General features: G+C 60.0%; 22 protein-coding genes and 6 pseudogenes. 14 read left to right on the top strand and 14 right to left on the bottom strand.

Features of this window, described 5'->3' with window-relative positions:
* Window positions 1-19 precede the first annotated feature (19 nt).
* The gene (locus tag C2L64_RS47100) at window positions 20-688 is read left to right on the top strand and encodes a DUF6880 family protein (RefSeq protein WP_103154140.1); all 669 of its coding nucleotides are present in this window, start codon (window positions 20-22) and stop codon (window positions 686-688) included.
* Between the two features lie 101 nt (window positions 689-789).
* On the opposite strand, the pseudogene C2L64_RS47095 reads toward C2L64_RS47100, so the two are convergent.
* A pseudogene (locus C2L64_RS47095) lies at window positions 790-1,503 on the bottom strand (GMC family oxidoreductase); the annotation flags it as partial.
* Window positions 1,503-2,233, bottom strand: a pseudogene (locus tag C2L64_RS47090) (gluconate 2-dehydrogenase subunit 3 family protein). The pseudogenes C2L64_RS47090 and C2L64_RS47095, both read right to left, overlap by 1 nt.
* 763 nt (window positions 2,234-2,996) lie before the next feature.
* Between C2L64_RS47090 and C2L64_RS47080 the strand changes: the two are divergent.
* From C2L64_RS47080 to C2L64_RS53805, 3 genes are all read left to right on the top strand, one after another.
* On the top strand, window positions 2,997-4,100 hold the full coding sequence (locus C2L64_RS47080) for a porin (protein ID WP_244212261.1): 1,104 nt from the start codon (window positions 2,997-2,999) through the stop codon (window positions 4,098-4,100).
* Window positions 4,101-4,184: 84 nt separating this feature from the next.
* A complete protein-coding gene (locus C2L64_RS47075; RefSeq protein WP_103154138.1) occupies window positions 4,185-6,611 on the top strand; it encodes a glucose/quinate/shikimate family membrane-bound PQQ-dependent dehydrogenase in 2,427 nt (808 codons plus the stop codon).
* Between the two features lie 106 nt (window positions 6,612-6,717).
* Window positions 6,718-7,326 carry a hypothetical protein gene (locus tag C2L64_RS53805; RefSeq protein WP_158660624.1) on the top strand — a complete coding sequence of 203 codons (609 nt, stop codon included), beginning with the start codon at window positions 6,718-6,720 and terminating at the stop codon, window positions 7,324-7,326.
* A gap of 42 nt (window positions 7,327-7,368) precedes the next feature.
* On the opposite strand, the gene C2L64_RS47070 is transcribed toward C2L64_RS53805, so the two are convergent.
* Both C2L64_RS47070 and C2L64_RS47065 read right to left on the bottom strand, forming a co-directional pair.
* Window positions 7,369-8,556 carry a PucR family transcriptional regulator gene (locus tag C2L64_RS47070; protein ID WP_158660623.1) on the bottom strand — a complete coding sequence of 396 codons (1,188 nt, stop codon included), beginning with the start codon at window positions 8,554-8,556 and terminating at the stop codon, window positions 7,369-7,371.
* A 496-nt stretch (window positions 8,557-9,052) separates the two neighbouring features.
* A pseudogene (locus C2L64_RS47065) lies at window positions 9,053-9,304 on the bottom strand (YtcA family lipoprotein); the annotation flags it as partial.
* Window positions 9,305-11,070: 1,766 nt separating this feature from the next.
* On the opposite strand from C2L64_RS47065, the gene C2L64_RS47055 reads away from it, so the two are divergent.
* Window positions 11,071-11,283, top strand: coding sequence for a DUF2934 domain-containing protein (locus C2L64_RS47055; RefSeq protein WP_103154134.1), 213 nt, complete (start codon window positions 11,071-11,073; stop codon window positions 11,281-11,283).
* A gap of 1,084 nt (window positions 11,284-12,367) precedes the next feature.
* On the opposite strand, the gene C2L64_RS47050 is transcribed toward C2L64_RS47055, so the two are convergent.
* The gene (locus tag C2L64_RS47050) at window positions 12,368-12,805 is read right to left on the bottom strand and encodes a hypothetical protein (RefSeq protein WP_103154133.1); all 438 of its coding nucleotides are present in this window, start codon (window positions 12,803-12,805) and stop codon (window positions 12,368-12,370) included.
* Between the two features lie 115 nt (window positions 12,806-12,920).
* Here C2L64_RS47050 and C2L64_RS47045 point away from each other — a divergent pair.
* Window positions 12,921-13,738 (top strand): IS5 family transposase gene (locus C2L64_RS47045; protein WP_244212260.1). Its coding sequence is split into 2 segments (ribosomal slippage): window positions 12,921-13,269 and window positions 13,269-13,738, totalling 819 coding nucleotides; the frame shifts between segments, so codons are not numbered across the junction.
* Between the two features lie 832 nt (window positions 13,739-14,570).
* Here the strand turns inward: C2L64_RS47045 and C2L64_RS47035 are convergent.
* The 3 genes and pseudogenes from C2L64_RS47035 to C2L64_RS55425 form a co-directional block, all read right to left on the bottom strand.
* Window positions 14,571-14,894 (bottom strand): transposase, encoded by a 324-nt coding sequence (locus tag C2L64_RS47035; protein ID WP_244212259.1) that lies wholly within the window; start codon window positions 14,892-14,894, stop codon window positions 14,571-14,573.
* A gap of 81 nt (window positions 14,895-14,975) precedes the next feature.
* Window positions 14,976-15,698 carry an IS6 family transposase gene (locus tag C2L64_RS47030; RefSeq protein ID WP_208648337.1) on the bottom strand — a complete coding sequence of 241 codons (723 nt, stop codon included), beginning with the start codon at window positions 15,696-15,698 and terminating at the stop codon, window positions 14,976-14,978.
* Window positions 15,699-15,758: 60 nt separating this feature from the next.
* A pseudogene (locus tag C2L64_RS55425) lies at window positions 15,759-15,956 on the bottom strand (Hsp20/alpha crystallin family protein); the annotation flags it as partial.
* 156 nt (window positions 15,957-16,112) lie between these two features.
* On the opposite strand from C2L64_RS55425, the gene C2L64_RS47020 reads away from it, so the two are divergent.
* Together C2L64_RS47020 and C2L64_RS47015 are read left to right on the top strand one after the other, a co-directional pair.
* The gene (locus C2L64_RS47020; RefSeq protein WP_103154132.1) at window positions 16,113-16,496 is read left to right on the top strand and encodes a hypothetical protein; all 384 of its coding nucleotides are present in this window, start codon (window positions 16,113-16,115) and stop codon (window positions 16,494-16,496) included.
* An 87-nt stretch (window positions 16,497-16,583) separates the two neighbouring features.
* The gene (locus tag C2L64_RS47015) at window positions 16,584-16,961 is read left to right on the top strand and encodes a hypothetical protein (protein ID WP_103154131.1); all 378 of its coding nucleotides are present in this window, start codon (window positions 16,584-16,586) and stop codon (window positions 16,959-16,961) included.
* Window positions 16,962-17,030: 69 nt separating this feature from the next.
* On the opposite strand, the gene C2L64_RS47010 is transcribed toward C2L64_RS47015, so the two are convergent.
* Together C2L64_RS47010 and C2L64_RS47005 are read right to left on the bottom strand one after the other, a co-directional pair.
* Window positions 17,031-18,095, bottom strand: coding sequence for a glycosyltransferase family 4 protein (locus tag C2L64_RS47010; protein WP_103154130.1), 1,065 nt, complete (start codon window positions 18,093-18,095; stop codon window positions 17,031-17,033).
* Window positions 18,096-18,160: 65 nt separating this feature from the next.
* Window positions 18,161-18,349, bottom strand: coding sequence for a CsbD family protein (locus C2L64_RS47005; RefSeq protein ID WP_103154129.1), 189 nt, complete (start codon window positions 18,347-18,349; stop codon window positions 18,161-18,163).
* Window positions 18,350-18,633: 284 nt separating this feature from the next.
* On the opposite strand from C2L64_RS47005, the gene C2L64_RS47000 reads away from it, so the two are divergent.
* The gene (locus tag C2L64_RS47000; RefSeq protein WP_103154373.1) at window positions 18,634-19,023 is read left to right on the top strand and encodes a PRC-barrel domain-containing protein; all 390 of its coding nucleotides are present in this window, start codon (window positions 18,634-18,636) and stop codon (window positions 19,021-19,023) included.
* Window positions 19,024-19,156: 133 nt separating this feature from the next.
* Here C2L64_RS47000 and C2L64_RS46995 read toward each other — a convergent pair.
* A pseudogene (locus C2L64_RS46995) lies at window positions 19,157-19,354 on the bottom strand (twin-arginine translocation pathway signal); the annotation flags it as partial.
* Window positions 19,355-19,437: 83 nt separating this feature from the next.
* Between C2L64_RS46995 and C2L64_RS46990 the strand changes: the two are divergent.
* Both C2L64_RS46990 and C2L64_RS46985 read left to right on the top strand, forming a co-directional pair.
* On the top strand, window positions 19,438-19,659 hold the full coding sequence (locus tag C2L64_RS46990) for a hypothetical protein (protein WP_103154128.1): 222 nt from the start codon (window positions 19,438-19,440) through the stop codon (window positions 19,657-19,659).
* 244 nt (window positions 19,660-19,903) lie between these two features.
* Window positions 19,904-20,122 carry a hypothetical protein gene (locus C2L64_RS46985; RefSeq protein WP_103154127.1) on the top strand — a complete coding sequence of 73 codons (219 nt, stop codon included), beginning with the start codon at window positions 19,904-19,906 and terminating at the stop codon, window positions 20,120-20,122.
* Here the strand turns inward: C2L64_RS46985 and C2L64_RS55990 are convergent.
* The gene (locus C2L64_RS55990; protein WP_279636272.1) at window positions 20,067-20,528 is read right to left on the bottom strand and encodes a hypothetical protein; all 462 of its coding nucleotides are present in this window, start codon (window positions 20,526-20,528) and stop codon (window positions 20,067-20,069) included. The two genes, C2L64_RS46985 and C2L64_RS55990, sit on opposite strands and share 56 nt — an antisense overlap.
* A gap of 187 nt (window positions 20,529-20,715) precedes the next feature.
* Window positions 20,716-20,877 (bottom strand): annotated as a pseudogene (locus C2L64_RS55985) (divalent metal cation transporter); the annotation flags it as partial.
* Between the two features lie 501 nt (window positions 20,878-21,378).
* On the opposite strand from C2L64_RS55985, the gene C2L64_RS46975 reads away from it, so the two are divergent.
* Together C2L64_RS46975 and C2L64_RS53795 are read left to right on the top strand one after the other, a co-directional pair.
* Window positions 21,379-21,927 carry a phasin family protein gene (locus C2L64_RS46975; RefSeq protein ID WP_158660658.1) on the top strand — a complete coding sequence of 183 codons (549 nt, stop codon included), beginning with the start codon at window positions 21,379-21,381 and terminating at the stop codon, window positions 21,925-21,927.
* Between the two features lie 95 nt (window positions 21,928-22,022).
* Window positions 22,023-22,343 carry a hypothetical protein gene (locus C2L64_RS53795; RefSeq protein ID WP_158660622.1) on the top strand — a complete coding sequence of 107 codons (321 nt, stop codon included), beginning with the start codon at window positions 22,023-22,025 and terminating at the stop codon, window positions 22,341-22,343.
* Between the two features lie 162 nt (window positions 22,344-22,505).
* Here the strand turns inward: C2L64_RS53795 and C2L64_RS46965 are convergent, their stop codons facing one another.
* Window positions 22,506-22,979, bottom strand: a complete 474-nt coding sequence (locus tag C2L64_RS46965; protein ID WP_103154125.1) for a PRC-barrel domain-containing protein — start codon at window positions 22,977-22,979, stop codon at window positions 22,506-22,508.
* 513 nt (window positions 22,980-23,492) lie between these two features.
* Here C2L64_RS46965 and C2L64_RS46960 point away from each other — a divergent pair.
* Complete coding sequence (locus C2L64_RS46960) at window positions 23,493-25,022, top strand: CYTH and CHAD domain-containing protein (protein WP_103154371.1); 1,530 nt, start codon at window positions 23,493-23,495, stop codon at window positions 25,020-25,022.
* Window positions 25,023-25,073 lie beyond the last annotated feature (51 nt).

Raw genomic sequence — 25,073 nt, 5'->3', positions numbered from 1 at the left:
TCATTCTGCAGGAGGAGCAATGTCGAACGAGGAGAATCCGATCGATGCCAAAGCATTGGCGGCTGTCGGACGAGGAGGCTTGGCGACGCTGCTGGCCGAGGCGGCTATGACGAACCCGGCGATGCGTCGTCGGTTGCAATTCGAGCTGTCCGCACAAAAAGGCGAAAACGTTGCGGATGCCGTTCGCCAGTGGGTCAGCGAGTTCGGCGCACAAACGGCATTTCTCGACGCGGAGCAGGTGGGCGAACCGGCCGAGGAGCTCGACGCCATGCGGGTCACCATTGCCTCGAATGTTTCCGCGGCGGCGCCCGATCTTGCGCCGGATCTGATGTGGCAGCTCTTCACGCTGGCCGGAACAATCTTTGAGCGTACGACCGAAGAGGGATGGGAAGTCAGCTGCGTTTTCGACGAGGCCTGCTCCGATCTGGTCAGGGTAAGCGTCGACGCGGACGTCGAACCGATGGAATTCACCATGAAAGTTGTCGCGGCGATCGCCTCCGAACAGTACGGAGAGTACCGTGCCCTGATTCGGGCTATTGCATCCGCTCAGCCGTGGGCACCTGCCTACGTCTCTGACCTGAAAGCCTTGCTCCATCGATTGCTGGAGGAGCCGCCCAGTCCGAATAGCGAACGCAGCAGGGATTTGCGGCATGTCTTGCAGGAATTCGACTCCCTGTCTCCAACATAGTTTGGTCGGCGATTTTCCCTACTGCGCATTCCCGGAATGCCTTGCCTGGAAAAGATTTGAGGAGAATTTTCAGTTTTCGGGGGATGGGCAAAAATAGCCAAGTTGCACGGGCCCATCTGCACGCCGTAAGGGTTCGTGTACGGACCCGACGTATTCGTCGACGGCAGGCGGTACGGATTCAGCCCGAGTTCGCGCGCAGCCTTGCCGAAGCGCTCGGCGGAATAGGTGTTCTGCTGCGCGGGCAGCGGGAAGTTGTCGCTGCGCGGTGCTTCGTAGATGTTACCGTCGCCGACTACCTTGCCGTTTACCTTGTACGCCTGCCCCGAGGTGCCGAACACTTTCTCGGCGAAATCGAAATGCGGTTCGAGTTCATCGTAGCTGACGCCATAGTCCTGGATCGTCATCCCTTCGGGAATGAAGCGTTTACCGTAGCGTTCCTCGTAGTGGCTGCGCAGTCGCAGTTCCTCCGGCGTGATGCGGAAGTGCACGCCCGACCAGTGCAGCCCCGCGCCGCCGACGCCCTCGCCCGGCAGGAATGCGGCCAACTGGCGATACGGCAGGGCGGTATCGTTCGGTGTATGACGGATCGAGACCGTGGTCTTCGAGAGATCGAGAAACAGCTTCTTGCGGACGTTGTACGTCAGTTCGTCGATCGTGTTCGGATACGCGCCGTCCGGATAGGTGTGGCGATACTCGCCGCGTTCGAGCGCGAGCACTTTCAGGCCCGCTTCGGTGAGTTCCTTCGCGAGAATCGCGCCGGTCCAGCCGAAGCCGACGATTACCGCGTCGACGTGCGGTTTGATTTGACCGGTCATCACGTACGCTTTCCTTCAATCGACGTCGGACCGTATGGATACGGCTGGCCGTTCTGATTCACGAAGTCCATGAAATCGGCGCGCGCGCCGGGGAAGCCGATCAGCTTCCAGCCGCCCATGTCGCGATTGCCGCCGTGAATCGGGTCGCAGAAATAGCCTTCGCGCGTATTTTGCAATAGTTGTCCGAAGAACACCTCGGCCGGAACGTTCTCCAGATCGACCTTGCCTTTCTCGAGCGCGCCGAGCACGTTGTCGCGTGCGGCTGCATCGAGCGCGTCGAATGAAAGCGTGTAGGTCTTCGTGCTGTACGCGTTGACTGCCGCGATGCCGAGGCGGTACAGATCGCGCGGCACGAGCTTCAACGGGTAGTCGAGTTCGGGCGCGCCCTGCGTGAACGGCGCCTGCATGTACCAGACGCGCCGTGTGCGTACGGCGTATCCATCTGCCTGTCGATGAATTCGGGCACGCCGGCTTCGACGCCGCCCGGGCCTTCGCTGTCCGCCGGAATCAGACGGTCGACTGCCGCATGGATAAACGCCCATTCCTTCGTGTCGAAGAAATGCGGTTTGTAGTCGACGCCGGACGCTTGCGGTCCGGATGCTGCCTTGTTTGAATCTGGCGCCGACGTGCCGGACGACTTTAGATCGCACGCGGCGAGCGTTCCTGGCGGAACCAGCGCTACGGCCGAGCGAAAGAAGCCTCGGCGCGAGGTCAGGGGAAATTGAGGCATGTTGGTCGGGTCGGCAGGTCGGGGCGCAAATGCGCTGCCGGACAGGCATTGGATTGCGTTGGGATGATATCGGAGCCGGCTCCAGAAGTACTCGGGCGCGGCACGAATCAGTCCCGCCGTGTAGGGAAGCACGCGTACGAACTGGTCGAAGCATTGAACGCTCAATGAGCTGGGGTTCAACTGCAAGGCCCTACCTTGCCTTCATGATAGTGAGCAGAATGGAGAGCCGCCACTACATAAACCTGTATCTCGCGGTGTTCGCGGGTGCGAGAGGCAAGCACGTGGCTCGGGGCGATTCTGCTCCTCAGTATGCCGCCGCGGTAGGCCAAGGAAAGCGGCAGTGATCGGGCCAGTTGCGGTCAGTCGCGAATTGCTGGAACCGGCAGCGGGATGTCGGATCCTTACGTGCGGTTGCAACTTGGCGGCAGGAATCATGCGAGGTCGGCTGGCCACATCGACGATCATTGGGCGCGAAGGCAGTAAGGAGACCGCAAGCAAACCTGGGGCAACCGGCTACAACAAATATGTAATACCAGGTGACCGCTGCGCCTTTTAATCTAGTTATGCTTGACCCTCGCCAAGATGTGCTCCAAAGTTCCGGAACGTGTTAGCAGTGCTCATCGATGAGTTCGGAACGCGTATGCAAGGAGCGATCAATTGAGTTGATGGTCCAATTTGACTCGTCGCTGACGAAGCTACAGAAAAAGACAGTGGCCGCCGGGGCGGAAAGAAAAATGAAAGGGACGTCAGCCTGGAGCCCAACGTGAGATGTCTACTGTGCACTATCATCCTGGTCGCAGCGAGCACGGCTGCTTCTGCACAATCTGGCGTGGTACTTTATGGCCGTGTCGATGGCGGTCTCGAATATCTGAATCACATCGCCAACGGCACGGGCGGCAGCTCGACCCGTTGGAGCGCGGAAGGCGGCGACTGGGGTACCAGCATGCTGGGCTTCAAGGGCACCGAAGATCTTGGCGGCGGCATGTCCGCACTGTTTGACCTCGAAACCGCGCTGCAGATCATGAACGGTACTACGGGCGGCGCCAGGCTCTTCTCGCGTCGCGCGTATGTGGGCCTCAAGGACGAGACATGGGGCCAGCTGCAGGCCGGGCGTAACCTCTTTATCGACAGCGACGGCGTCTGGGAATTCGATCCGTTCGTGCAGCAGGCCGTGTCGTCAGCTTCACTCGTGCGAGGACGCAACTGGCAGCAGACGAACAATAACGTCGAGTACCACAGCCCGGTCTTCCATGGCTTCGACGTTCAGGGCCAGTATGCGCTCGGCAATCAAGCAAGCGGCTTCAACAACGGCCCTGAAGGCGACTTTGGCCGCTCGGACGGCATCATGCTCACGTACCATTCTCCTCTGTTCGACGTGCGCGGTATCTACGACGAGCTACGCGATTCGAACGGCCGCTTCTCCAACATCTTCACGGCCTCGCGCGAGTATTTCGTCGGTACAAATATACGCGTGCAGAAGTTCAAGATTCAGGCGGCATACACGCACTACGCGGCGCCCGATTCGCCCGCGGGCGTGTCCGATAGCGCCGATCACTATTGGCTGGGCGTCACGTATCAGGCCACGCCGCGCTGGGCGGTGACGGCGGCGGGCTTTTATATCCACGTCTGCGAAGGCGCCGGCGATGCTTCGCACGACCCTGCCAGCCATGCGATGCTCTATGCGCTCGGCACCACCTACAACCTCTCTGCGCGCACATTCCTCTATGGAACCGTCTCCTATGTGAACAACAGCAGGAACGGTACTTTCTCAGTGTTCGCGACGCCGCGCGATTCGTCCTCGCCGACGAGTCCGATGCCTGGTGAATCGCAAACTGGCGTTTACGTCGGGATGATGCACACGTTCTAACATGTTTTCTACTGTGCTCCGGCGTGTGAATTCGGCGTCGGTAGCGACGGCAGGTGGCATCCACTCAAGAAGGTTGAGATCATCATGACCAGTCAATCGAATTCGCCGGGCGTGATCGGCGTCGTCACATTGTTGTTTACGGTGCTGACCGCGCTTTATCTGCTGATCGGTGGCGCATGGCTGCTCGCGCTCGGCGGCTCGGCGTACTACATCGTCACAGGCGTCGTGCTGCTGGGCGTGGCGTGGCTGCTCTGGCGGCGCAGTCCCGCCGCGTTCGTGCTTTATGCGCTCGTGCTTGTCGGCACGGCGATCTGGGCTCTCCTGGAGTCGGGTCCCGACTTCTGGGCGCTCGCGCCGCGCTCGGGTGTGCTCGTCATCTTCGGGGTGTGGCTGCTGCTGCTCATGAGCGGGCGGCTGGAGGGCGAGCGCAAGCTGGGCATCGCGTCGCTCGTCGTCGCGCTCCTGGCATGGGCGGGCGTGCTCGTGTACGCGAGCTTCAATGATCCGCAGCAGGTCAACGGCACACTGAACGCTTCCGGGCCCGCGAGCGGCATCGGCGCCGGGATCGACGCCGCCGACTGGCCTGCCTATGGACGCACCCAGGAAGGCACTCGCTACTCGCCATTGCAGCAGATCACGCCTGAGAACGTGAAGAATCTCCAGGTGGCCTGGACCTTCCGCACGGGCGACATGAAGGGGCCCAACGATCCTGTCGAGATTACCAACGAAGTCACACCGATCAAGATCGGTGACCTGCTTTACCTGTGCTCGCCGCACCAGATCCTGTTCGCGCTCGACGCGAAGACGGGCACGCTCAAGTGGAAGTTCGATCCAGAACTGAAGCCCGATCCGTCTTTCCAGCACGTGACTTGCCGCGGCGTGTCGTATGTCGATCTGTCGACCAGTGCGACGGCGGCCGCACCCACGGTGGCGCCGGCGAGCGATGCCGCCGTAACCGCGGACGCCTCGGGCTCCGCTGCCACGGCAGCCTGTACGCGTCGGATCTACCTGCCCGTCAACGACGGCCACCTCTACGCACTCGACGCGCTGACGGGCCAACGTTGCGAGGGCTTCGGCAACAAGGGCGACCTCGACCTTCAACACGCCCAGCCGGTCACGACGGCGGGCATGTACGAACCCACCTCGCCGTCGATCGTCACGAGCAAGGTGATCATCGTGGCGGGCGCGGTCGAAGACAACTTCTCGACACGCGAGCCATCGGGCGTCATCCGCGGCTTTGACGTGCGCACGGGCGAATTGCTCTGGGCGTTCGATCCTGGCGCGAAGGAACCGAATCACATTCCGGGCCCGGGCGAGCATTACACGTGGAATTCGCCGAACTCGTGGGCACCCGCCGCCTACGACGCCAGGCTCGATATCGTCTATCTGCCGATGGGTGTGACGACACCGGACATCTGGGGCGGCAACCGAACGCCGGAGCAGGAGCATTACGCCAGTGGCCTGCTCGCGCTCCACGCCTCGACTGGCAAGCTCGACTGGTTCTACCAGACCGCGCACCACGATCTGTGGGACATGGACCAGCCGTCGCAGCCCACGCTCGCCGACATCGCGTACAAGGACGGCAACAGCGTGCCGGTCGTGTACGCGCCCGCCAAGACCGGCAATCTGTTCGTGCTCGACCGCCGCACTGGTGTGCCAGTCGTGCCGGCGCCCGAAACGCCTGTGCCGCAAGGCGCCGCCCCAGGCGATCACGTTGCGCCGACGCAGCCGTTCTCGCAGCTCACGTTTCGGCCGTCGAAGAACCTGACCGACGCCGACATGTGGGGCGCGACGATGTACGATCAGCTCGTGTGCCGCCTGATGTTCCACAAGCTGCGTTACGAAGGCACGTTCACGCCGCCGTCGCTGCAGGGCACACTCGTGTTCCCTGGCAATCTGGGCATGTTCGAGTGGGGCGGTATTGCCGTCGACACCGACCGCCAGGTCGCCGTCGCGAACCCGATCGCGCTGCCGTTCGTCTCGCGTCTGATCCCGCGTGGCCCGGGCAATCCAATGGAGCCTCAGCAGGGTGCCAAGGGCAGTGGCACGGAATCAGGCATCCAGCCGCAATACGGTTTGCCGTACGGCGTGACGCTCAACCCGTTCCTCTCGCCGTTTGGCTTGCCGTGCAAGCAACCCGCATGGGGCTATATCTCTGCGATTGATCTCAAGACGAATGAGATCGTGTGGAAGAAGCGCATCGGCACGGTGCGCGACAGTTCGCCGATTCCACTGCCGTTCAGGATGGGCATGCCGATGCTGGGTGGTCCGATCGTCACTGCGGGCAATGTCGTGTTCATTGGCGCGACAGCGGACAATTACATCCGCGCGTTCGACGTGAACAACGGCAAGCAGCTTTGGCAGGCACGCCTTCCCGCAGGCGGTCAGGCCACGCCTATGACCTATTCGATCAACGGCCGTCAGTACGTCGTGATCGCGGCAGGCGGGCATGGCTCGTTCGGCACAACGCTCGGCGACTATGTGATTGCCTACGCGTTGCCGCGGCAGTAGGCGGCACGCGCCGCGCATCCCGTTTATCTTGTAGTCTGTGCGGCGCATTGAATGCGCCGCTTTCTACCTGAATGAACCATTTACGCTTTGCCCGCGAGCTCGCGTCGTGCTGGCCTCGATCGCGGTGCACACCACGCTCGCGCATGCACAAAGTCCCGTCGCAGTCTATGGCGCGCACGATACGAGCATTGAAATCGGGCGCGGGTTACATTGCGCACACGGATTCCCGCGCTTATCGAGGAATCGCGTATCGGCCTGCCTCGCCGCGGATTTCGGCAATGATACTGAGATCTTTTTCAATCTGGAGAATGGCTTCATTTCCGCGACGGCCTTTTCGCCGTCGCGGACGTGCTGGGCTTTATTTCTTCTTCAGCTTTTCTGCATTTACGGTTACTTGCTAGCCTCAGCAGCGGACGCTTCTCCGCTCTGGCAGACGGAAATCGAAGAGGTCGTCGGCGGCAATTTTCCACATGCGCCCCTCTGTAGCCCGATTGGCTTGCGTGGAAGGTCGGACCGCCCGCGCTGTTCGCCATCTGCTCGGGCCTCTCGATATGTCTCCCTGATCGATGGCGTATTCACATTCTCATCGTTGGCGTTTCTGTTTCACACCGGCGTGGCTTTGATGTCCCTACTGTCCACAGACGGGCCGTTTGGAGGTGCTAGTTCCGAGAATGCCATGAAGGGGCATTCGCCCGTAATTTGCACCAAACCCTGACCCATCTGACGCGGGAATCGACGGTCGAATGCAACCTCAAGGTCAATCCTCCGTCCTGGTGGCGGAGTTTTCTGCGTCGCCTCCTCGATAGACACGGATAGCATTGCGCAGATTCAGGGCGATAAAGAGCCGGGCTATCCAGCTTGGAGCATCGAGTTCGGCGCCGAGCAACGTCTCGATGCGGGCGATCCTGTGGTTCAGCGTATTGGGATGTATGCCAAGTGAAGCGGCGGTTGCCTTACGGTGCTGGCTGTTCTCGAAGTAGCACTCCCGGGTCGTCATCAAGTCCTTTTCAAGCAGGATTTCCGAAAGCATGGATTCGAAGTAGCGCAGAGCGCTTCCGTTGGAACGAATGCTTTCGTCAATGGCGATATCCGAATACAGGTACACCTTCCTTGCTCCATCGCCGTGCAACCCAAAGTTGAGCGCTGTCATCGCTTCCTCCGCCGAGGTCGCCCGCCCCTTCGCCCCCTGATTCACGAATCCGACTCCAACGGCCCGGACCTCGCCCGACCTTTTCGCAAAGGCGACGATCGCTTCCAACAGCAGACGCTGACTGAAAATCAACGAGCTTCCACAGCTGCACGGAACCCATAGGACGAGCCAGCCGCGTCGTGTGACATAAACGACGTGATCGGCGGGGATCTTGATATGACCCGCAATGTCGTGGACAAGGTACCCGAAGGCACCCCCGGGATTCATCCTGGACACGTCGCTCAACTCGTAATCGATGGCCAAGGCGGTGCGCGGCACGGTCGCATCGAACCCAAGGCTGCGTCCGATCCGACAGAAGTCCTGGTCATCGCTCGTGCCGTTGAATACCAGATCGCACAGCTGGCGCCTCACTTCGGCCCTCCAGCTCGTCTGCTGGAATTGTTCGTCGAGAAATATCCGCCCGATAAACTGGGCCATGAAGTCGGAATATTCGAGCAGGTACGGCGATATCACGAAGAGCAGGTCGTCGCGCAAGGCGTTATCGTGTTCCGCTAGGTCGAGGTGAGCTAGCCAAAGCTCTTTGGTGCCCAGCCGAAATGCACATAGTATGGCTACGAGGGAAATGCCCTGGTGAACACGCCGCCTGACCGACGCCTCGAATTTCTCCATCTCCGCGGGCGCGAACCACGCCTGTTCGAGAATCGAACTGCACCAGCGCTTCACGAACAAGCCGATCGAGTTCCGAATATCCCTTTTCTCGGATAGTCCAAGGGTCGCGTATCCGTCTACCTGCATGACCGCTGCGTAGCAGTGGTCAAGGAGGTATGAATGCTCGTCAGCGAGCGCCGCGATAGTTTCTCGCAGTCGATCGCTGATTTCTGGAGTCTTAATGATTGACGCAGGGCAATCCATTTCGCTGTCGTAGGGGATTAGGAATGTAGGGGTGTATCGAGTCTCCGATCAGGGTTTCGATATCAGGGTCCTGCGGCACATCCGCATGGGCTGCATAGGGTCTGTACGGCCGCATCAGCTCTCCGCGGGGATGCTGGCAACGAACCCGACGCGGCCGGCGGCCTTCAGACGAAAGCGTGTCTCGGGGTGGCCGCGGTGGGCTTCGGCCGACCGGCTCGCGGCGCCGCCAGTTACGACGGAGCTGGGCTTGCGTACAAGAACGCGACGGGACATTCGCGCCCGTCCCCCGTCCCTGCATCATCCAGCTCTGCCTCGAGTCGCTCCACCACGCGCAGGCGCAATAGAGGGAAGCTGAGCAGCAGGGCGGCGGCCAGCCTGATCAGCATGGCGGGCCATCTCTTTCGGGGCCTGTCCGGAGCCTGGCGCATGCGCGCGGTTCCGGGGGGCACCGAGGGAAGAAGAGGAGCCACGTCAACACGGCGAAAAGTATCGTCAACATTGGATAGCTGAGGGCCAACGGATTCAGGACGCCGAGCTGGTGCCGCTTGCTCACTACCCTGTGCACGATGAACGTTCCGACGACCCCCGCGGCGATACAGAACAGCCAGTCAGGAAAGAACGCACCGAATACCCAGACTGAAGGGGTACCGCTGCAGCCCCAAGCGGCAGGCTGGCGATGAACGACTCGCCGGGTGTTTCATGGACCCGCTTTCACCGGGGCTGATTTAAAGCCGTTATCTCAAGAGCGGAGGGGAATTCGGCATCCGCTTTTCAAGCGAGAGAATATCAATCCGGTCGCCGCCATATGCTTGTGACTATCCACAATCAGATTGTTCTTTTTGCCAGTTCTCACATGCGCCGATACGTGGTGATATACCAATGTCTTGAAGCGTCGCCTCGCGGGTTCACCGCAGGGCCGCAGCAACGCTCGCACGGTCGCACCGAGTCCCGCTCTGCCGCTGGTTGGCATTCCATGACTCGAATTGTCAATCGAACTAAACATGGAACCCCTTGACGCCCCGGAAACCCCCGCCAGTCAAGGAACGACGGGTATCGGGGTTCCATGTTTGTGTCACTTCAGATTGCCTTAAACTTGCAACATTTCTGGAAATTGAACTAATGTTGCGACATTGCCGACGCCGAGACGGACGGCCACGAAAGCGCCTGTTTCCGTACCGGGTAGCGATTTTCCGCGTCGTGCGCGACGGAATATCTCGGCATTTATATTTGGAGTACGAACTATTGTTTAAACCGTCGCGCACGGACCATTCCGATGACGTGCATCCGAGATGCCAACGCAAACGTCCTGTTGGCGAGACGATGAATTCGTGGTCGATGCATCGGCTGCAATCGTGCGATCGCTCTCAGCTAACCTATCAGTTAGTACCGCCTCTCGCGTGGAGACTGACTTGAGCAGCGGTAGCCCTGCTGAGTGGCTTGCAACGGTGTGATCGTTCCGACAGACAACAATTCATTCTCGACCTAAGGTCTCATCTTTACGTCAATCGACCGCAAACGCTTCAGCACTAGGCGCTTTCTTGCAACATCCGCCTCAAATCGAAAAAGTATCAACTTTAGTAGCAAATTCGTATCAACTTTACTTCGTTTGACAGCGGCAGGTGCAGGTTCCACGACCGCAACGGGGTGCGACGGTATGGCGGCCACCAAGTAGGAAAGTACCCGGGTCCCGGGTCCTGAAGACGATTAGTCCATCTGCTGCCAGCGCTTGAGGTGAGCCACGTAAGCGACTGTAATCAGTCAACAGGCGGAGCGCCAGGCCACGCTCATCGAGGCACTCCTGGTCGCCCTACGCGCACTGGTGACATGCGACGGCAGTAGCCGGTGCGCGGGCAAGGAATGGACGTTCGATTTTCGCGATGAACTCGAAATCATCGATGCGGCGCTCGAGCTGACTGGGATCGATACATCGCGGCCCCTGACAGCGCCTGTTGGATGCACAGAGGACGGTGACGGCGACGATTCGTCAGAAATTTACGAAAAATCGGAATGCTTTTGCGCATTCATGGCACCGGCGTAGCCGCCGACCTGACTGACGAACTGGTCGCCGACTGAAACGGTCATGTCGCGTCCTGGTCCTCGACGCGTCGTCTGGCTCAGGCCACCATGAATCTTTCATTGAATGAGAATTCAGACGGGAGGGCGTTCTCAATAAAGGGTCGGCCCACCGGCCGGCAGTTTTCGGATCCAGCAGATCGCCCTGCTTAACGTCACGGAACGGCGCTACACAATGTGGAGAGGCGCGATGCAGAACGGATCTGCCACGACCAAGCCCGGAGGTCCCAATGTGATCGAGTCTCCTCGACCAATGGGTTTGTGCACACCAGGAGTCGAATTCGCGCGCACAATGGCGTATCCAATCTTGCCTCGGGAGTTCTCATGGATGGAGAAACGGTAGAGCAGCGCATCCGCGCTAAAGCTTATTCGCTGTGGCAGGAAGACGGGAGCATGGAGGGGTGTGCGGACGAATATTGGCGAAAAGCGCGAAACGTTGTCGAAGCTGAGATTGCGGACGAAAAGCGTCGGCACGGCGCGAGCGACGGTGCTACCGGCGAAGGGTCGGCAGCAGCCGAAGACACCTCGCAGGGCTAGACAGCCTGCAGTCTGTGACCTGATGCGGGTCGTGTTTGCACCACTGAAACGTCAGCTCGACGCGCACAAATAGCAGCACAGAGTATCGACACCCTCGCTCATCGGGCTGCTGAGGTCATCGGCACGGCCACGCATAGTTGATCTTCGGCATATACCGCTGATCGGCGGTGCGTGACTCACCGCACTCGATGCCCTTTCTTCTGCTACTTCTGATAATAAGGATTTCCAGTTTCTCGGAGCGTTTGTCGATAACTGCCAGAAGCACGGGGATCCGGGAAACTGGGCAACCAACATCCCAGGCGGATCGCGATTCGGTTGCATGCGATAACTCTTCGTGAACGATTCTGCAAATGCGTCTCAGAATATTTTGTCGCCTTTGTTCGAAGGTGTCTTGAGGCTAGTGCGCTTGAATGCGGCGGCCGGATCGGCCCAGAGCGTACATCGACTGCTGATGACCCCTTTCGATACTTGGCTCTTTATAAGGAGAAGGGGCCGTCACCTGCTTCCGCGTGCTTGAGGCATTGCGTTGTCGCCGCTCCGAATACAAATAATCTGGCGGATAACGACGAGATGTTTGTCTCGCGTTTTCGGAGATCATTTAGTAACATTCATCCACATTGCATTATTTAAGGTGGCGGCGGTCTGTTTGTTCTCACGCAAAATAAGGGAAACTCTGAGTGAGGCGCAAGACAGAAAATTACATCATTTACGTCGCCGAAGGCTGTACCATCGTACTTCGGCACTTAAAGGCCGGTGCTTTTCGCCAGCTCTTTTATCGTAGGTGCGGCGGACGAGGAGATTCACGTAATCATCTACTGCCTTGCGTCAAAGTAGTAGTTGCTATTGCAACGAAATGACTGAGAGAACCGCAAACAGGCGAGTGGCAAAAAGCGGTCGGCTCAACGCTAATCGCTCTCTGATTGAAGCCAGATACACGCTCGAATTAGCCCGCGGAGCGTCGGTGATCGCGAGTACCCTCACTCAATCCTCGTTAATGCAGGCAATCGGCGAAACATTGTCTGCTTTTGTAGCGAATCACGGACCAGGGGATCTCGATGCTTTTGTCCTTGTCCTTGGCGAGCGGTTAATTCAGCGCGATAGGGCTGATGCGGCAGAAATGCTCGGCAACCGGCGGCCGGTCGGGTGCCGCCACTAGTGATACAACTGTCTTCCCAGGTTCAACCTGTTCCTTCTTCGCGCGTTTGATTGTAATCAGCGGCAAGGCGCCGAGTTGTGCTCCCGCTGCCGTGCTCGGTAGCTCGGTGGCGGGGAGGGGCGAGGCGATCATGTCAGGCCGACGGCGGTTGCGACTGCTGGCAAATTGGATGAAGGACCTTAACTGAGGCGAACTCATCTCCACGCATGTGCAATACGACGCTGTGACGGCGCTGATCGTCGGGGCCGGTGCTTCGCCGGTCAAGAGGGCCGCGACCAGTAGTGCGGCCAGCTCAACAATGCTACGCTGTATGGCCCCGACCGCCGATGACAGGTGCGTGCGGCGCGCCATGCTCCAGATGTCCATCTGGGCCCCAGATTAAGTGGCGCACTAAGAGACGGAATCAGAAAGACCCCGGTGGGGGCTGTTAACCTTTTCGGCAAGCTGTTAACCTTGGTCATCTGAACAACGGGAACCAAGGATGGGCGCGCCGATTGTTGATGACGAACTGTGGGCACTGATCGAGCCATTGCTGCCAACGCGAAAACCACGGCGCAAGAAGTATCCAGGCCGGTTGCCGGTTGCCAACCGGGCTGCACTGAACGGCATCCTGTTCGTGCTCAAGACCGGTATTCGCTGGCGCGACCTGTCGACAAAATTGGGATTTGGCTCGGGCTCAACCTGCTGGAGACGGTTGCGCGACTGGCAGAAGGCGGGCGTGTGGAAGCGACTGCACGAGCTACTGCTGGCGAAGTTACGCGAGGCAGGCGAACTGGACTTCTCGCGAGCAGCCGTCGACTCTTCATCTGTGCGAGCCGTCGGGGCGGGCGAAAAACTGGTCCGAACCCCACGGATCGCGCGCGACCAGGTTCCAAGCACCACATCCTCGTAGACGCCAACGGCGTTCCTGTCAGCGCGCTCCTGACAGGCGCGAATCGCAACGACGTCACCCAACTGCTGCCACTGGTCGACGCCATTCCACCGATTCGCGGCGTACGTGGCCGACCTCTTCAGAAGCCCAAAGTCATCTACGCAGACCGTGGCTATGACTCCGAGGCGCATCGCCAGAAACTTCGCGAGCGCGGCATCAAGCCGGTGATTGCCAAGCGCCGGACAGAACACGGCAGTGGTCTCGGCAAATTCCGCTGGGTTGTCGAACGTACTCATGCGTGGCTTCACAACTTCCGTCGTCTTCGCATTCGGTTCGAACATCGCGCCGACATTCACGAAGCATTTCTCAAACTCGGTTGGTCTCTTGTCTGCTGGAACATCTGCAGACGGACGGAGCAGTCTTTTTGAATCCGTCTCTAATGGCCCCTGTCAACCGGTCTTCGTTAGCTGATCAGCGATAAAGACAACCAGCCACAAGGTGCGAAGGGTATCCGAACGCAGACACCAGCTCCGCTGAGGTGGCACGTCGTTGAGCGGGTGCCGTTTGAGCCATTTTTTTCGGGTGTTGATGGGCGCCATATGATCCGCAGCAAATGTGTAGCCTCGCGCATGTGACATGCGCTGCGGCTTGATCCATAAGAGCGTTATTTGTGAATACGGGTTTGCAAGCCGGGGCCTTGGGCAGGCACGCAAAGAACGGAATCGATGAATGTGTGCGCCCGATTCTCGCCGTACCTGAACGCCTCTTGCTCCGTCAGGAAGTCAAACTGCTCTGGAAAGTTTGCAAGCTTCTGCTGCGTTTCCCCGGGCAATGAGACCGTCCATGACACCCGGAAGCGCCGACATGCGCCACCGAGCGCATGCGACTTCACCACCGTAACGTGGACCGCGATCCCGCATCCGCGGTAGGGCGCATATGCTTGGCTTGACATGTTCTCCTCCAAGGGCGAAATGACGAGGCTAATCGTAGCGAGCATTGCGTGTGCCGCGCGTCGGTCCAGCGGGGCAGCCGGAGCTCCGCACGCGTTCGTGCAGCCAGGTGTTGGGAGACACGCAACTGGTTGCGGGTTTCGATCAGGCTCGACACAACACGGTTGGACGAGCGCCTGGGATGGGAAGAAATGGCTGCGGCGAAGCGCGCGACGCGACGATGTGTCGTGGCGCGAAGATTTCGGTATGGCGCAAACGAACGGGATCACGGCGTGATGCGCCGACTGGAACAAAGATCTCGAGCGGGAGCTCAGCTGTGGCAGTAGTGGCGCAGGTTGATCATCGTATAAGCGAGCGTCTTTAACGCATAGTGCAACTGACTGATTCGCTCGAAACGTAGCAGCAGGCGACGGAACTTGTCTTCCCAGGCGAACACGCGCTCGATCGTCCTGAACCGCTCCTTGAAAATGGCCGCATCAAACAGTGCCTTGCGGCCGCGCTTCTGCGCTTTCCTGCCGCGCGAATTCGCGTTGATATTGGGCACCATGCCGCGATTGAAAATAGCTTTGCGGTTGCGCCGGCAATCGTACACGCCATCCAGACTCACGACGGTTCCCCGCAGGTCCAGCCCCACCGCGCGGGCGATGCGCGTGAGCCGCGGTTGTGTCGCACTATGGATGGCGGGATGAGGCAGTTTCGATATGGTAAGAACTGCTTAAGTAACCAGTGAATAGAATTGGTCGGCAACGGTCCGTTCGATGGCGGCGTCTTTCATCTGCCCTTTCCTGATCATATGCATCACTTCGATGCCTGACAGGATGACGCGGGCGCAGTGAAAATTCTTGAAGCCCATCATCGGCTTGACGATACGTTTGATGGTGCGATGATCCTGTTCGACAATGTTGTTCAAATACTTGATCTGCCGGATCTTGATCGGCGTTTGCCGTTCGGCGTTGATGGCTTGCAGAGCGGCGAGATTGGCGCCGCTCTTATCCACGGTGATGGTCTGCGGCTCGCCGTTCTGGTCGATGGCCTTCTCGAAATAGCGACGCGCGGCAGCCTTGTCGCGATGGGCTCGAAGCAGGAAATCGACGGTATTGCCGGCCTTGTCCACCGCGCGGTACAGGTACTTCCACTGGCCGCCCACCTTAATATAGGTCTCATCCATCCTCCAGCTCTTGCCGACCGGTCGCTTGTGCTGGCGAAACGCTTTTTCGAATAGCGGGATGAGCTTGATGACCCAGCGGTGTACCGTCGAATGGTCCACCTCGAAACCTCGTTCTGCCATCATTTCCTCGAGGTTTCGCAGGCTCAGCGAATAAGCCACGTACCACCGCACGCACAGCAGGATTATATCGAGCGGATAGTGCAGTCGCTTCATCACCTTGCCGATGTCAGGTGGCAACGTCTTGCGTGGCGTCTTCGTCGTCTTGGCCATCGTGGTCGTCAGCAATTTCCATTAGCCGGATTTTACCTTGATGCCTTGTTGCGACAGAGCCCGGCCGGCACGGATGCTGGACGGGAAGCCACCGAACAGGCTCGCCATCTCGCGCTGCAGACGGTCGAGTTCGCTGAACAGGTTGGTTCCGGGATAGAGATCACTCATGGTCGTATCCTCCTTGAATGCAGCATGGAGGCGAACGGGCCTACGCGCTCCAGTCCGCCTGCCAGGCTGCTGGCAAACAAATCGAAACACGCAGCGCGCCCGATACCACCAGCGCGTCTGCCTGAGCGAAATCCAAAATAGGTGCTACAGCGGAAATTTCAAGGGGTGGTGGTGAAAATCCGCTCTTGAAAACCGCCTGCCAAATCCTATTATCGCGATGCATTGCAACGGCAACCGGAGGACATCATGGAATTCGATTCGGACTGGCTCACGCTGGGCAGGCACCGCGTCAGGTTGCGCTCCAGCAGGGGCTTTCCGACTGAAACGATGCGCAGCGTGGCGGAGGTCGTGCGGCTCGCGATCGACAACAACATGAGCGCGCGCGCGCGGCTGGTCGAGATCGTCTTCCAGCAGGAACAGACCTACGATATCGCGGTCGGCACGACCCTGATGGAAGACGGCGTTTGTGCGCCGCAACTGGAAGCGGCGATTGCACTGGTGCTTGGCCTGCCGCCCAAGCAGGTGAACATCATCGTGACGACAGTCAGTCAGGAGGAAGTCGATCTGCACTTCGGTGTGTATGAGCGCATGCTCGCCGAGAAACTGGGCGTCGTGCCGCCAATCCAGTGATTGTGCTGCGCCGCAAGGACAGCCGCCCGCAGCACTTCACAGGCCGCGCCCTGAACCAATACCGTCAAGCCAGATGGGAGCCGCATCATGAGAAAACGCTCACATGCACTGCTGGCGTCGGCCGTCGTCCTCGCGGGCTCACTGTCCGTCACTGCGCTCGCTGCAGAGCCACCCCTGAAAACGTTGCCGCTGCAGCAGGACATCTGGATCAGCGGCACGATCCAGCAAGGCAACGGGCAGTACGCGCCTGGCGACTACACCACCCTTCTGCTGGATCGGCCGGCGACCTCGCCCTGCAACGACAGGGTCGTGACCGACATCCTGCTGGGGAAGACCGGCGGAGCAGACCCGCTGCTTCTGCTACCTTATCTGGGACAGCGGGTCGCCGTCAGGGGACGCGTCATCTGTCCGGATTCCGGAATCCGGTTCACACCGACGCCGGATTTCGTGTTTCCGGTCTACTGACTGACGACAGGCGTGGGGCGGCCGGATCGATCACCTGCTGTGGGAGGCGGCAGGTGTTTCCTGGCCCGGTCAGCCCGCGACGACCTGACGTAATGTTGTGGGTCCAGTTGCCCGGGCAAGCGAGGTATAGATGTCCATGTAGTGCTGCGCCATGGTCATCGAAGTGAAGCGGCGGATGAAGGCCGCACGAATGTCCGTTCGCGAAAGCGCGTCGAGCCGTGTCACAGCGTCGACTGCCCCTGGCACATCCTCGACAATATAGCCCGTCACCCCGTGGGCAATCACCTCCGGGACCGAACCCCGGTTGAACGCAATGACCGGCGTGCCACATGCCATTGCCTCGATCATCACGAGGCCAAAGGGCTCGGACCAGTCGATCGGGAACAGTAGCGCCCGCGCGCCCGAAAGAAATCCGGCTTTCTGCGTGTCATTGATCTCGCCGATGAATTCGACGTGTGGGAGCGCCAGCAGCGGCTGGATCACCTTTGCAAAGTAGGCTTCATCGGCCCTGTCCACCTTCGCGGCAATCTTCAGGGGCAGGCCGGCGCGCGCGGCGATCTCGATGGCGAGGTCGACGCGCTTTTCAGCACAGATCCGGCCGAGGAAAGCCAGATATGCAGGTTCCGTTGGCACTTGCGGCGTCAGCAGCGTTTCCGGCAGGCCGTGATAGACCGTGTCGAGCCAGTTCGCACCCGGCAAAGGCATCCGTTGCGAATTGGAAATCGAAACAACGGGCGCCTGCGGGAAAATGTCGAACACCGGTTGCAGTTCCGGCAGATCGAGACGACCGTGCAGCGTGGTCACGAACGGCACATTGAGTTGTGAGAACGTCGGGAACGGCAGATAGCTCAGATGGAAGTGCAGGACATCAAACGTATGGGCCACGCGCCGGACCTTCTCGAGCAACACCACGTGCGGGGCAAACGTGTCGCCAATTCCCGGATCGAGCCGCAGCGAGTGGGGCCATGCCGGCTCGAGGCGCGCGCCTGTCTGCGAATCCCCGCTTGCGAACAGCGTCACATCGTGTCCCAGGCCGACGAGCGCCTCGGTGAGATAAGACACCACGCGTTCCGTACCGCCATACAGCTTTGGCGGAACCGCTTCGTGCAACGGCGCGATCTGCGCGATACGCATCAGGCGTCTCCATTCAGGTGCTTCGCGCAGACCGCATGCTAGCGGAAGCGCGACGCAACCCTGCTTCAGACCGGCTTTCTGGTCGTGTCCTTGACGGCTTCCTTGACGTCGCCTGCCTTCTTGCGTGTTTCGCCAGCCGCCTGCTGGACATCGCCCTTGACTTCCTGTTTCCGGTCGCCCGTTGCGCGGCCGATGGTCTCATTCACCTTGCCTTTGACCTTCTCAGCCACACCCTTTACCTGATCCTTGTTCATGGCCGGCCTCCGATGCAAAACTGGTTCATGGATGGGGTTGCGTGCCCGTTGCCGTGCAGGCTCAGAACATGCGCAAACAGCGTGCCTGATCGTCCGGGCGCCGAAGCGCGCCCTGTTGACGCCGCGATGCGCAAACAAATTGTCCGGTCGCTGCAATGACGCGCTAACATGGAATGACAGGAGCGTGGGCAGCAAGGAGGATCGCTTTTGCCGCGCCTGACACGATTACGACTGCAGCCCTGTCGCTCCAGCGCGTTGCCTGTCTGACACGTAGCGAGGTTGATATGAAGTACGCGATCGCCGTCTGCGCCGTTATGCTCGCCACCGCGTTTGCCACCAGCACCCTGCGGGCCCAAGGGACGGCACAGTCGATCACCGCGAGGCGAGTCGATGTCATCCAGGTGGCGTCCGGTTTTCGGGCCTCGAAAGTCATCGGCTCGACCGTGTACAACGAAAGCCGGGACGCGATCGGAACGATTGACGATCTGATTGTGAGTCCGAAGGATAACGTGACGTACGCGATCCTGTCGGTCGGCGGCTTTCTCGGCCTCGGTACCCACCTGATCGCGGTGCCCTTTGCCGGGCTGCAGGTCGCCGACAAACAGATGCGTCTGCCAGGCGCGACCCGGGATTCCCTGAAGGCGTTACCTGAATTCAGATACGCCTCGCCCTGATCGCGCCCATCCTGCTTCGCGTCGTTGACCCCGCGTACGGCGGGACCCCGATGACCGGATGCGAACGCGATCCGGGCCGGGGCGGGCCGGATGGCGCTCGGATCTTCAGCCGTGTGACCTTGGTGCCTTCCAGTTAGACACCGGCCATCAAGCCGGCATTGGTCAGCACGAAGGCCTCGACCGGCGCGGTCGCCGTTGACGTATCGATATTGCCGTTCGCCCCGATCTTGACGACGGCGACCGTCGCGTCAACCCCCGCTGCTCAGCCTTCGCTGTTGCGGAACCGGTCCAGCGCATCCTGCGTCATGAACAGGAAAATGATCGCCTTGGACGTCCATGTTTTGCGAAAAACCCAGGGTGGGGCTGCGTTTTCAACGGCGTCCGCCATCCTTTGAGGGCGAATGGGAGATCGTCGTGGAAGATGAAATCTACGCAACTCACACGCACATCGCCCGAGTTCGCGTGATGAAGACTGTTACAGGCTCTTATCGCGGAATCGTTCATCTGCGAGAAGTTGGAGCGGAACCCGAATCCGACGATCCGCAAGAAACCGAAATGGACTTCGCGCACGAGGACCAGGCTCGAGATGCAGCGCGCGCCCTTGCTAACAAGTTGCTTAAAGAACAGGATTCCTGAGTTGCCGCGCCGACCTTCAGAACCTCGGCAACCGCCGAAGCGGCGAAAACGGCGGCGGAGATAGCCATGTGGACATGCCGGAACTGCTCGACGAGGTCGAACCCCAAACCGACGAAAGAGGATTTTTTTCATTTGTCGCGACCGTGACCACCGAAACAGACTGGTGAACGTAGGTCCAGACGCGGCGGGGCGCCCGCAGCTTATCCAGCGCGACGACGAGTAGAGCACCTTTTCGGAGACGGCTATGCAGTTCGACTACAAGGGGTTTCACATCGACGCGTCGCCTCTTGATGAAGGCGGCCGTTACTACGCCCGCGCAAAGATCTACCAGCGCACCTCGGCGGCCGGAGATGCTGTCGAAGTGAAATATTCGGGCGATCTCGGCGACTATCCCTCCGACGCGGACGCTATCGAAGCGGCGCAGCGTTGGGCGATCCAGTGGTGCGACAACAGATCCGGATAAGGCACCGGGCACGGAACCCTCGAAACCGCTCCGCTATGCAGATGGTCTGGTCTCCGTGCGCCGGCTTTGGAACAGCGCCGCAAAACGGGCACCGCGCGAGCGCTTTTGTTCGGTCATGGTGTCGTTGTTCGGGGGCGCCCACTTGGGATGTCCGCTCGCGAGGGAAGGGCCGACTTTCGACAGGCGACTGTGATCCGTAGAACTTCTTGGCAAGCTTCGGCGCCAGTTCCAGGCGGCTTTTCCACTCGAACGTTCCTACCATCGCATAGGCCGCAGAACCGGCCCGGACCGGTAGTGCAAGCAGCCCGGTGCCGATGATGCGAATACTGAACAACAGGAACGCAAACCCCCGGCGATCGGTCTGAGCGCAGAAGCGCGCCTGTAACGACGTTTCGATATCGGTAATGTGATGCGCGTGCAGGGTCGCGGCCGTGGCGAGAACGATAAAGAACGCGATCAGGTTTGATCCGTTTCAGATTTGACGCGCCTTGAGACGGCGCACGCGTGAGCGCACGCTGCCCATGTCGTGCCCGTAGCTCCTCGACTTCCTGCGAGGCTTGCCAGAAAAAAAACAGGTTCCGGCTGATCGTCGTACCGAATGCCGCGACGACGGTCGTGACGTAGCCGCCATTCCACGACAGATGCGGAAACACGGTCCGGATCGCCATGGTCATCCATGGAATCTGGACCGCGAACACGACGCCGACGTGGGCAAACAGGACGAGCGTCAGCCATTTGAGGACGCGGACATGCATCTATAGTAAACAGGTCCGGCCACTCGTCGATTGGCTAAGAACCGCAGTAACAGCATGCCGCAGTACAGGTGATGCCAACCCGTTCAAGCAGGCGAGACTGACAGCGCCAGGGATCCGGGCAAAACCGCGCCCGAACTCACCTTGGAACCACCTTCGAAGAGGAGTTTCATCATGCTACAAGCTAGTGAAATCCAAAAGCGTTTCACCCATCTAGAGAAAATCATTGAGAAAGCGTCGGCGGCCTGTCACGCCGACACCAAGCTACCTAAAGACCTCCTGGACTGCGTTGATCAGCTGGATAAACAGTCCGAGATGGCGAAAAAAATAATCGAGTCAAAAGACGAAAATCGCTTGCTTCAATGGGTAGAGGATCTTGAGCAGGTCGGCGACCGCGCAGAGAAAGCGTGTCAACATGCGACTGATGTAGATGCGAGCGTGCAAAGCGCAGTAACCTCAATTCATGCTGAACTTTCCGATCTAAAAAAACAGTTACATACTCCGGTGAGCCCCGAGCAGGTCGCCGCAGCCCAGAAAGTCAACCTCGATACCTTTTGTGGTTTGACCAACAAGATTGTCGAGGGCGTCGAGAAACTGGCCGAACTGAATCTGCAAGTCATCAAGACGACGCTGGCCGAAGCGCAGGACAGCGCAGGCAAGGCGCTGTCCGCTAGGGACCCGCGAGAGTGGTTCGCGTTGCAACTGAGCTTCACCGCACCGATCGCGGAAAAAATGCACGCATACGGCCGTCATCTGTTCGACATCTCATCGGCCACTCAGGCTGAGTTCGCACGGGTCGCGCAGGCGCAGCATGAAGTGCATAACCGCTGGGTGCAAACGCTCGTCGAGGACTTGGCCAAGAGCGCGCCGGTGGGCTCCGAAGCCGCGATCGCAGCGTGGCAGTCGGTGATCAACACCACCAACACGCTGTACGAAACCCTACAAAAAACGGGTCAGGAAGCGGTGACAGTCGCCGAACGCGATTTCGACGACGCCACGTCCGCTGCGTCGACAGCCGTGCGGCGTACCATCGATCAAGCGTCCGGGGCGTGAAAGGGTAAAAATGACGCGAGCAGAGAGCTCCAAGCTGGACGTCGAGGCCCGTCGCAAACTCGCTGAGCAGCACCTCTGAAGCGCACCTCGACCGGGTGCGCGCAAAAGTCGCCGAACTCGAGCGTGCCATCGCCAGCGGCGGCCGGCCGCACCAAGGCCTGCGCGAACATCTGCGACGACAGCAGGTCATCGCTCGCGATTTCCATTTTTCGGACGGCACAACGCTGCCGGAGATCCGCAAGGTTGCCAGCCCCGTGCGCCTGAGCCAGTTGGCATGGCGCTGTGCCCGTGTTCTGCAGTCGATCGAGGAGTGGCAGATTTTTATTTATAGAACTTGCCAACTTTGGCGCCGCATGTGGCGAGCCCCAAGGGGCTGCCGCAATGGCAAGGCCCACAACCCATTGCGGCTCCCATGATCGTTGTCCGGTTGTGCCAACAGCCGGCTCCAGTGGGTCCAGCGTCCCGTCGCCAAATGCGCCAATCAGGCCATCGGTCACCGCCCGCTCTACCCTGAAAGCAGCCGTAGAGGTGGCGCCGGGGTCAACCTAACCATCCGCCCGGGATAGCCAGTAGTGTTTTCAGTGCTCGCTCGGCCTGATGTCAGGGTCACTTTCCACCACGCCCTGAGTTGCCGACCAGTACGGCTGCCGGTTGTAGTAGCTGTGCGTCGCCGCTCCCCACTTCGGATCTGCCATTGTGGGCCAATGGTCCTTGTGGAAACCCGGGTCGTCCTTCAGACGCTGCGCCGCAATGTCGACGACGAAGCACTTCGCGTCCGTATCGAGAGTCAGCGCGCTCCACGGAATTGCATGCAGGTTGGCCCCCATCCCGAGGAAGCCTCCCTCAGACAGCACGGCATAGGCGATGCGCCCGTTCCGGACGTCCAGCATGATGTCGGAGATCTTTCCCACGTGTTCGCCGTCTGAGGACATTACTTTGTTTCCATCGAGCGTCGCTGCGGCCATGATGTCCGGTCCCGGCCCTTCGCCGATACCACCGCCCACGATGCCAGCCCCTCTTTGGGTACCGCCTTGAGGGTTGATTGATCCCATGATCCACCTCCTTAAAAAGGATGCATCCTTTGCGCCAAGCAGCGTACCTGCGCTACGCGCGAACTGGTTGAGCTAGAACCAAACTTGGCGGACGGTAACGCCATCGCGCTTTCCCCTCACCCCTGGAGGAACAAACCGTCCGTCTACCCGACGGCATTAAATTGCTTGGAGGTAGCCCCGTTCGTTCAGACAGTCGCGGCGAGATTTAAAGTGTAGTTTGCCGCACGTCACGCTGCAGTTTTAATCGCAGGCAGCATCACGAAGTAAGCTTCATCGGTCGGGCGCAGTTCGGCCAGTCCCGGCCTTTGGTCCCGCCATCCGCACGGACACTCGAACCGCGGCTTTGCTGCGGACTCCAGTCAGGTACGCGCAGAGTTCTGTTTGCGATGAAGGCGAAGCGCGACGTCTGGCATCGACGGTCACGCGTCGCGCTCGCCAGCGAGCCGCACTCCCGACGTGCAATCCCGCTGTTACGGTGTAGGCTGATACCCCGGCACACAAATGGGAGGCGGTATGGAGCGGGAGCTGAAACTGCGAGTCCCTATCGAAGATCTTGAGAAGTTGCGTCACGCGCCTTTGCTTGCGCAATCCAAAGGCGCAGCCGCCACTCCCAAGCTGCTGACAAGCACGTATTTCGATACTCCCGAGCTAGCCTTTCACTGGTGCAAGGCCTCGCTGCGCGTGCGTGCCGTCGGCAACGAGCGACTCCAGACGTTGAAGCTGGAAGGATCGGTGCAGGCCGGCCTGTTTGACAGGGACGAGTTCGAGATGCCCGTCGATGGCGACACGCCCGATCTGACGTTGCTGCAGGACCAGATATCCGCTGATACTGACTGCAGCAGGCTGATCCGTGACGAGGCCACTGCGGCCCGGCTGAAGCCCGTATTCGTCACGCGGATCAATCGCTCCGCTATTCCATTGCGCTTGCCGTCTGGCGACGAACTTGAGGTTGCGCTTGACGAGGGGACCATCGACGCGGACTCGGGCTCGGTGCCGATCGCGGCTGTGGAACTGGAACTGAAACAGGGCACGCCAGCAAGTCTGTACAACATTGCGCTGGAACTGCTCGAAGCCGTGCCGCTGCGCATCGACCATCTCAGCAAGGCCGATCTCGGTTACGAACTGCTCGTGGCCGAGCACGGCGACGCGGTCAAGGCGCAACCGGTGCAACTGAACAAGCGCGATTCTGTCGAGGACGCATTTTGCAAAATCGCGCGCAACTGTCTGGACCAGGTTCACGCGAATGAACGCGGCGTCGTGTCCGGCCACGATCCGTCGAGCGTCCATCAGATGCGCGTGGGGCTTCGCCGTTTGCACTCGGCCCTCGACCTGTTTGCGAACGTTATTCCAGCCTTCCCCGGCCTTGACGAGGAGTTACGCTGGATCGCATCGGAACTCGGCGCTGCGCGCGACTGGGAGGTACTCGCGGGATCGACGCTCGAACATGCCGGCGCGAACGGCAATCCGGACGAAATCCTGCCCGTCCGTCAGGCGTGCAAGCAGATTGCCGTCAACAACCGGCAGCGCGCGGCCGCCGCCGTCGAGTCGGTTCGCTACACGCGGCTCTCTCTGCAGCTCGCGTCATGGTTGACCCGGAAAGGCTGGCAAGACGGGATGTCCGAGGAACAGCGCGACGCCATTGGCACGCCTGCCCGGCAGTTCGCCGCTCAGGTGCTGCGTCGTCGGCACAGGAAACTGATCAAACGTGGCAAGGGCCTGGCCGATCTTGACGATCACCGTCGTCACCGCGCCCGCATCGCGGCGAAGAAAGTCCGATACGCCAGCGAGTTCTTCGCCTCGCTGTGCCGCAGGCGGGCCGTCCAACATTATGTCGAGGCGCTGACCGCGCTTCAGGATGATCTGGGCTGGCGCAACGATGCCGTTGTCGCCGACCAGCTTCTGAAGGCGCTGCCGCGAACTTCGCCTGAGACGGCTTCCGGCGCAGCCTTTGCGCGAGGCTTTCTCGCCTCACGCGTCGCTGCCGATCATCAGACATTGAAGAAATTGTGGAAGCGCTTTAACCGCCTTTCACCCCCGCACTAGCCAAGGCTACGTCGTCATTACGCGTCGTTGCGTACGGAATGCGAAACGCGG

This window comes from Paraburkholderia hospita (genome assembly GCF_002902965.1).
Classification (GTDB): Bacteria; Pseudomonadota; Gammaproteobacteria; order Burkholderiales; family Burkholderiaceae; genus Paraburkholderia; species Paraburkholderia hospita.
This window is presented reverse-complemented; position numbering and strand designations above follow the sequence as displayed.

What these genes read in the sequence shown, in the direction of transcription:
- C2L64_RS47100 (WP_103154140.1), top strand. Translation starts at nt 20, where the DNA reads ATGTCGAACGAGGAGAATCCGATCGATGCCAAAGCATTGGCGGCTGTC.
- C2L64_RS47075 (WP_103154138.1), top strand. Translation starts at nt 4,185, where the DNA reads ATGACCAGTCAATCGAATTCGCCGGGCGTGATCGGCGTCGTCACATTG.
- C2L64_RS47070 (WP_158660623.1), bottom strand. Translation starts at nt 8,556, where the DNA reads ATGCAGGTAGACGGATACGCGACCCTTGGACTATCCGAGAAAAGGGAT.
- C2L64_RS47055 (WP_103154134.1), top strand. Translation starts at nt 11,071, where the DNA reads ATGGATGGAGAAACGGTAGAGCAGCGCATCCGCGCTAAAGCTTATTCG.
- C2L64_RS47050 (WP_103154133.1), bottom strand. Translation starts at nt 12,805, where the DNA reads ATGGACATCTGGAGCATGGCGCGCCGCACGCACCTGTCATCGGCGGTC.
- C2L64_RS47030 (WP_208648337.1), bottom strand. Translation starts at nt 15,698, where the DNA reads ATGGCCAAGACGACGAAGACGCCACGCAAGACGTTGCCACCTGACATC.
- C2L64_RS47020 (WP_103154132.1), top strand. Translation starts at nt 16,113, where the DNA reads ATGGAATTCGATTCGGACTGGCTCACGCTGGGCAGGCACCGCGTCAGG.
- C2L64_RS47015 (WP_103154131.1), top strand. Translation starts at nt 16,584, where the DNA reads ATGAGAAAACGCTCACATGCACTGCTGGCGTCGGCCGTCGTCCTCGCG.
- C2L64_RS47010 (WP_103154130.1), bottom strand. Translation starts at nt 18,095, where the DNA reads ATGCGTATCGCGCAGATCGCGCCGTTGCACGAAGCGGTTCCGCCAAAG.
- C2L64_RS47005 (WP_103154129.1), bottom strand. Translation starts at nt 18,349, where the DNA reads ATGAACAAGGATCAGGTAAAGGGTGTGGCTGAGAAGGTCAAAGGCAAG.
- C2L64_RS47000 (WP_103154373.1), top strand. Translation starts at nt 18,634, where the DNA reads ATGAAGTACGCGATCGCCGTCTGCGCCGTTATGCTCGCCACCGCGTTT.
- C2L64_RS46985 (WP_103154127.1), top strand. Translation starts at nt 19,904, where the DNA reads ATGCAGTTCGACTACAAGGGGTTTCACATCGACGCGTCGCCTCTTGAT.
- C2L64_RS46965 (WP_103154125.1), bottom strand. Translation starts at nt 22,979, where the DNA reads ATGGGATCAATCAACCCTCAAGGCGGTACCCAAAGAGGGGCTGGCATC.
- C2L64_RS46960 (WP_103154371.1), top strand. Translation starts at nt 23,493, where the DNA reads ATGGAGCGGGAGCTGAAACTGCGAGTCCCTATCGAAGATCTTGAGAAG.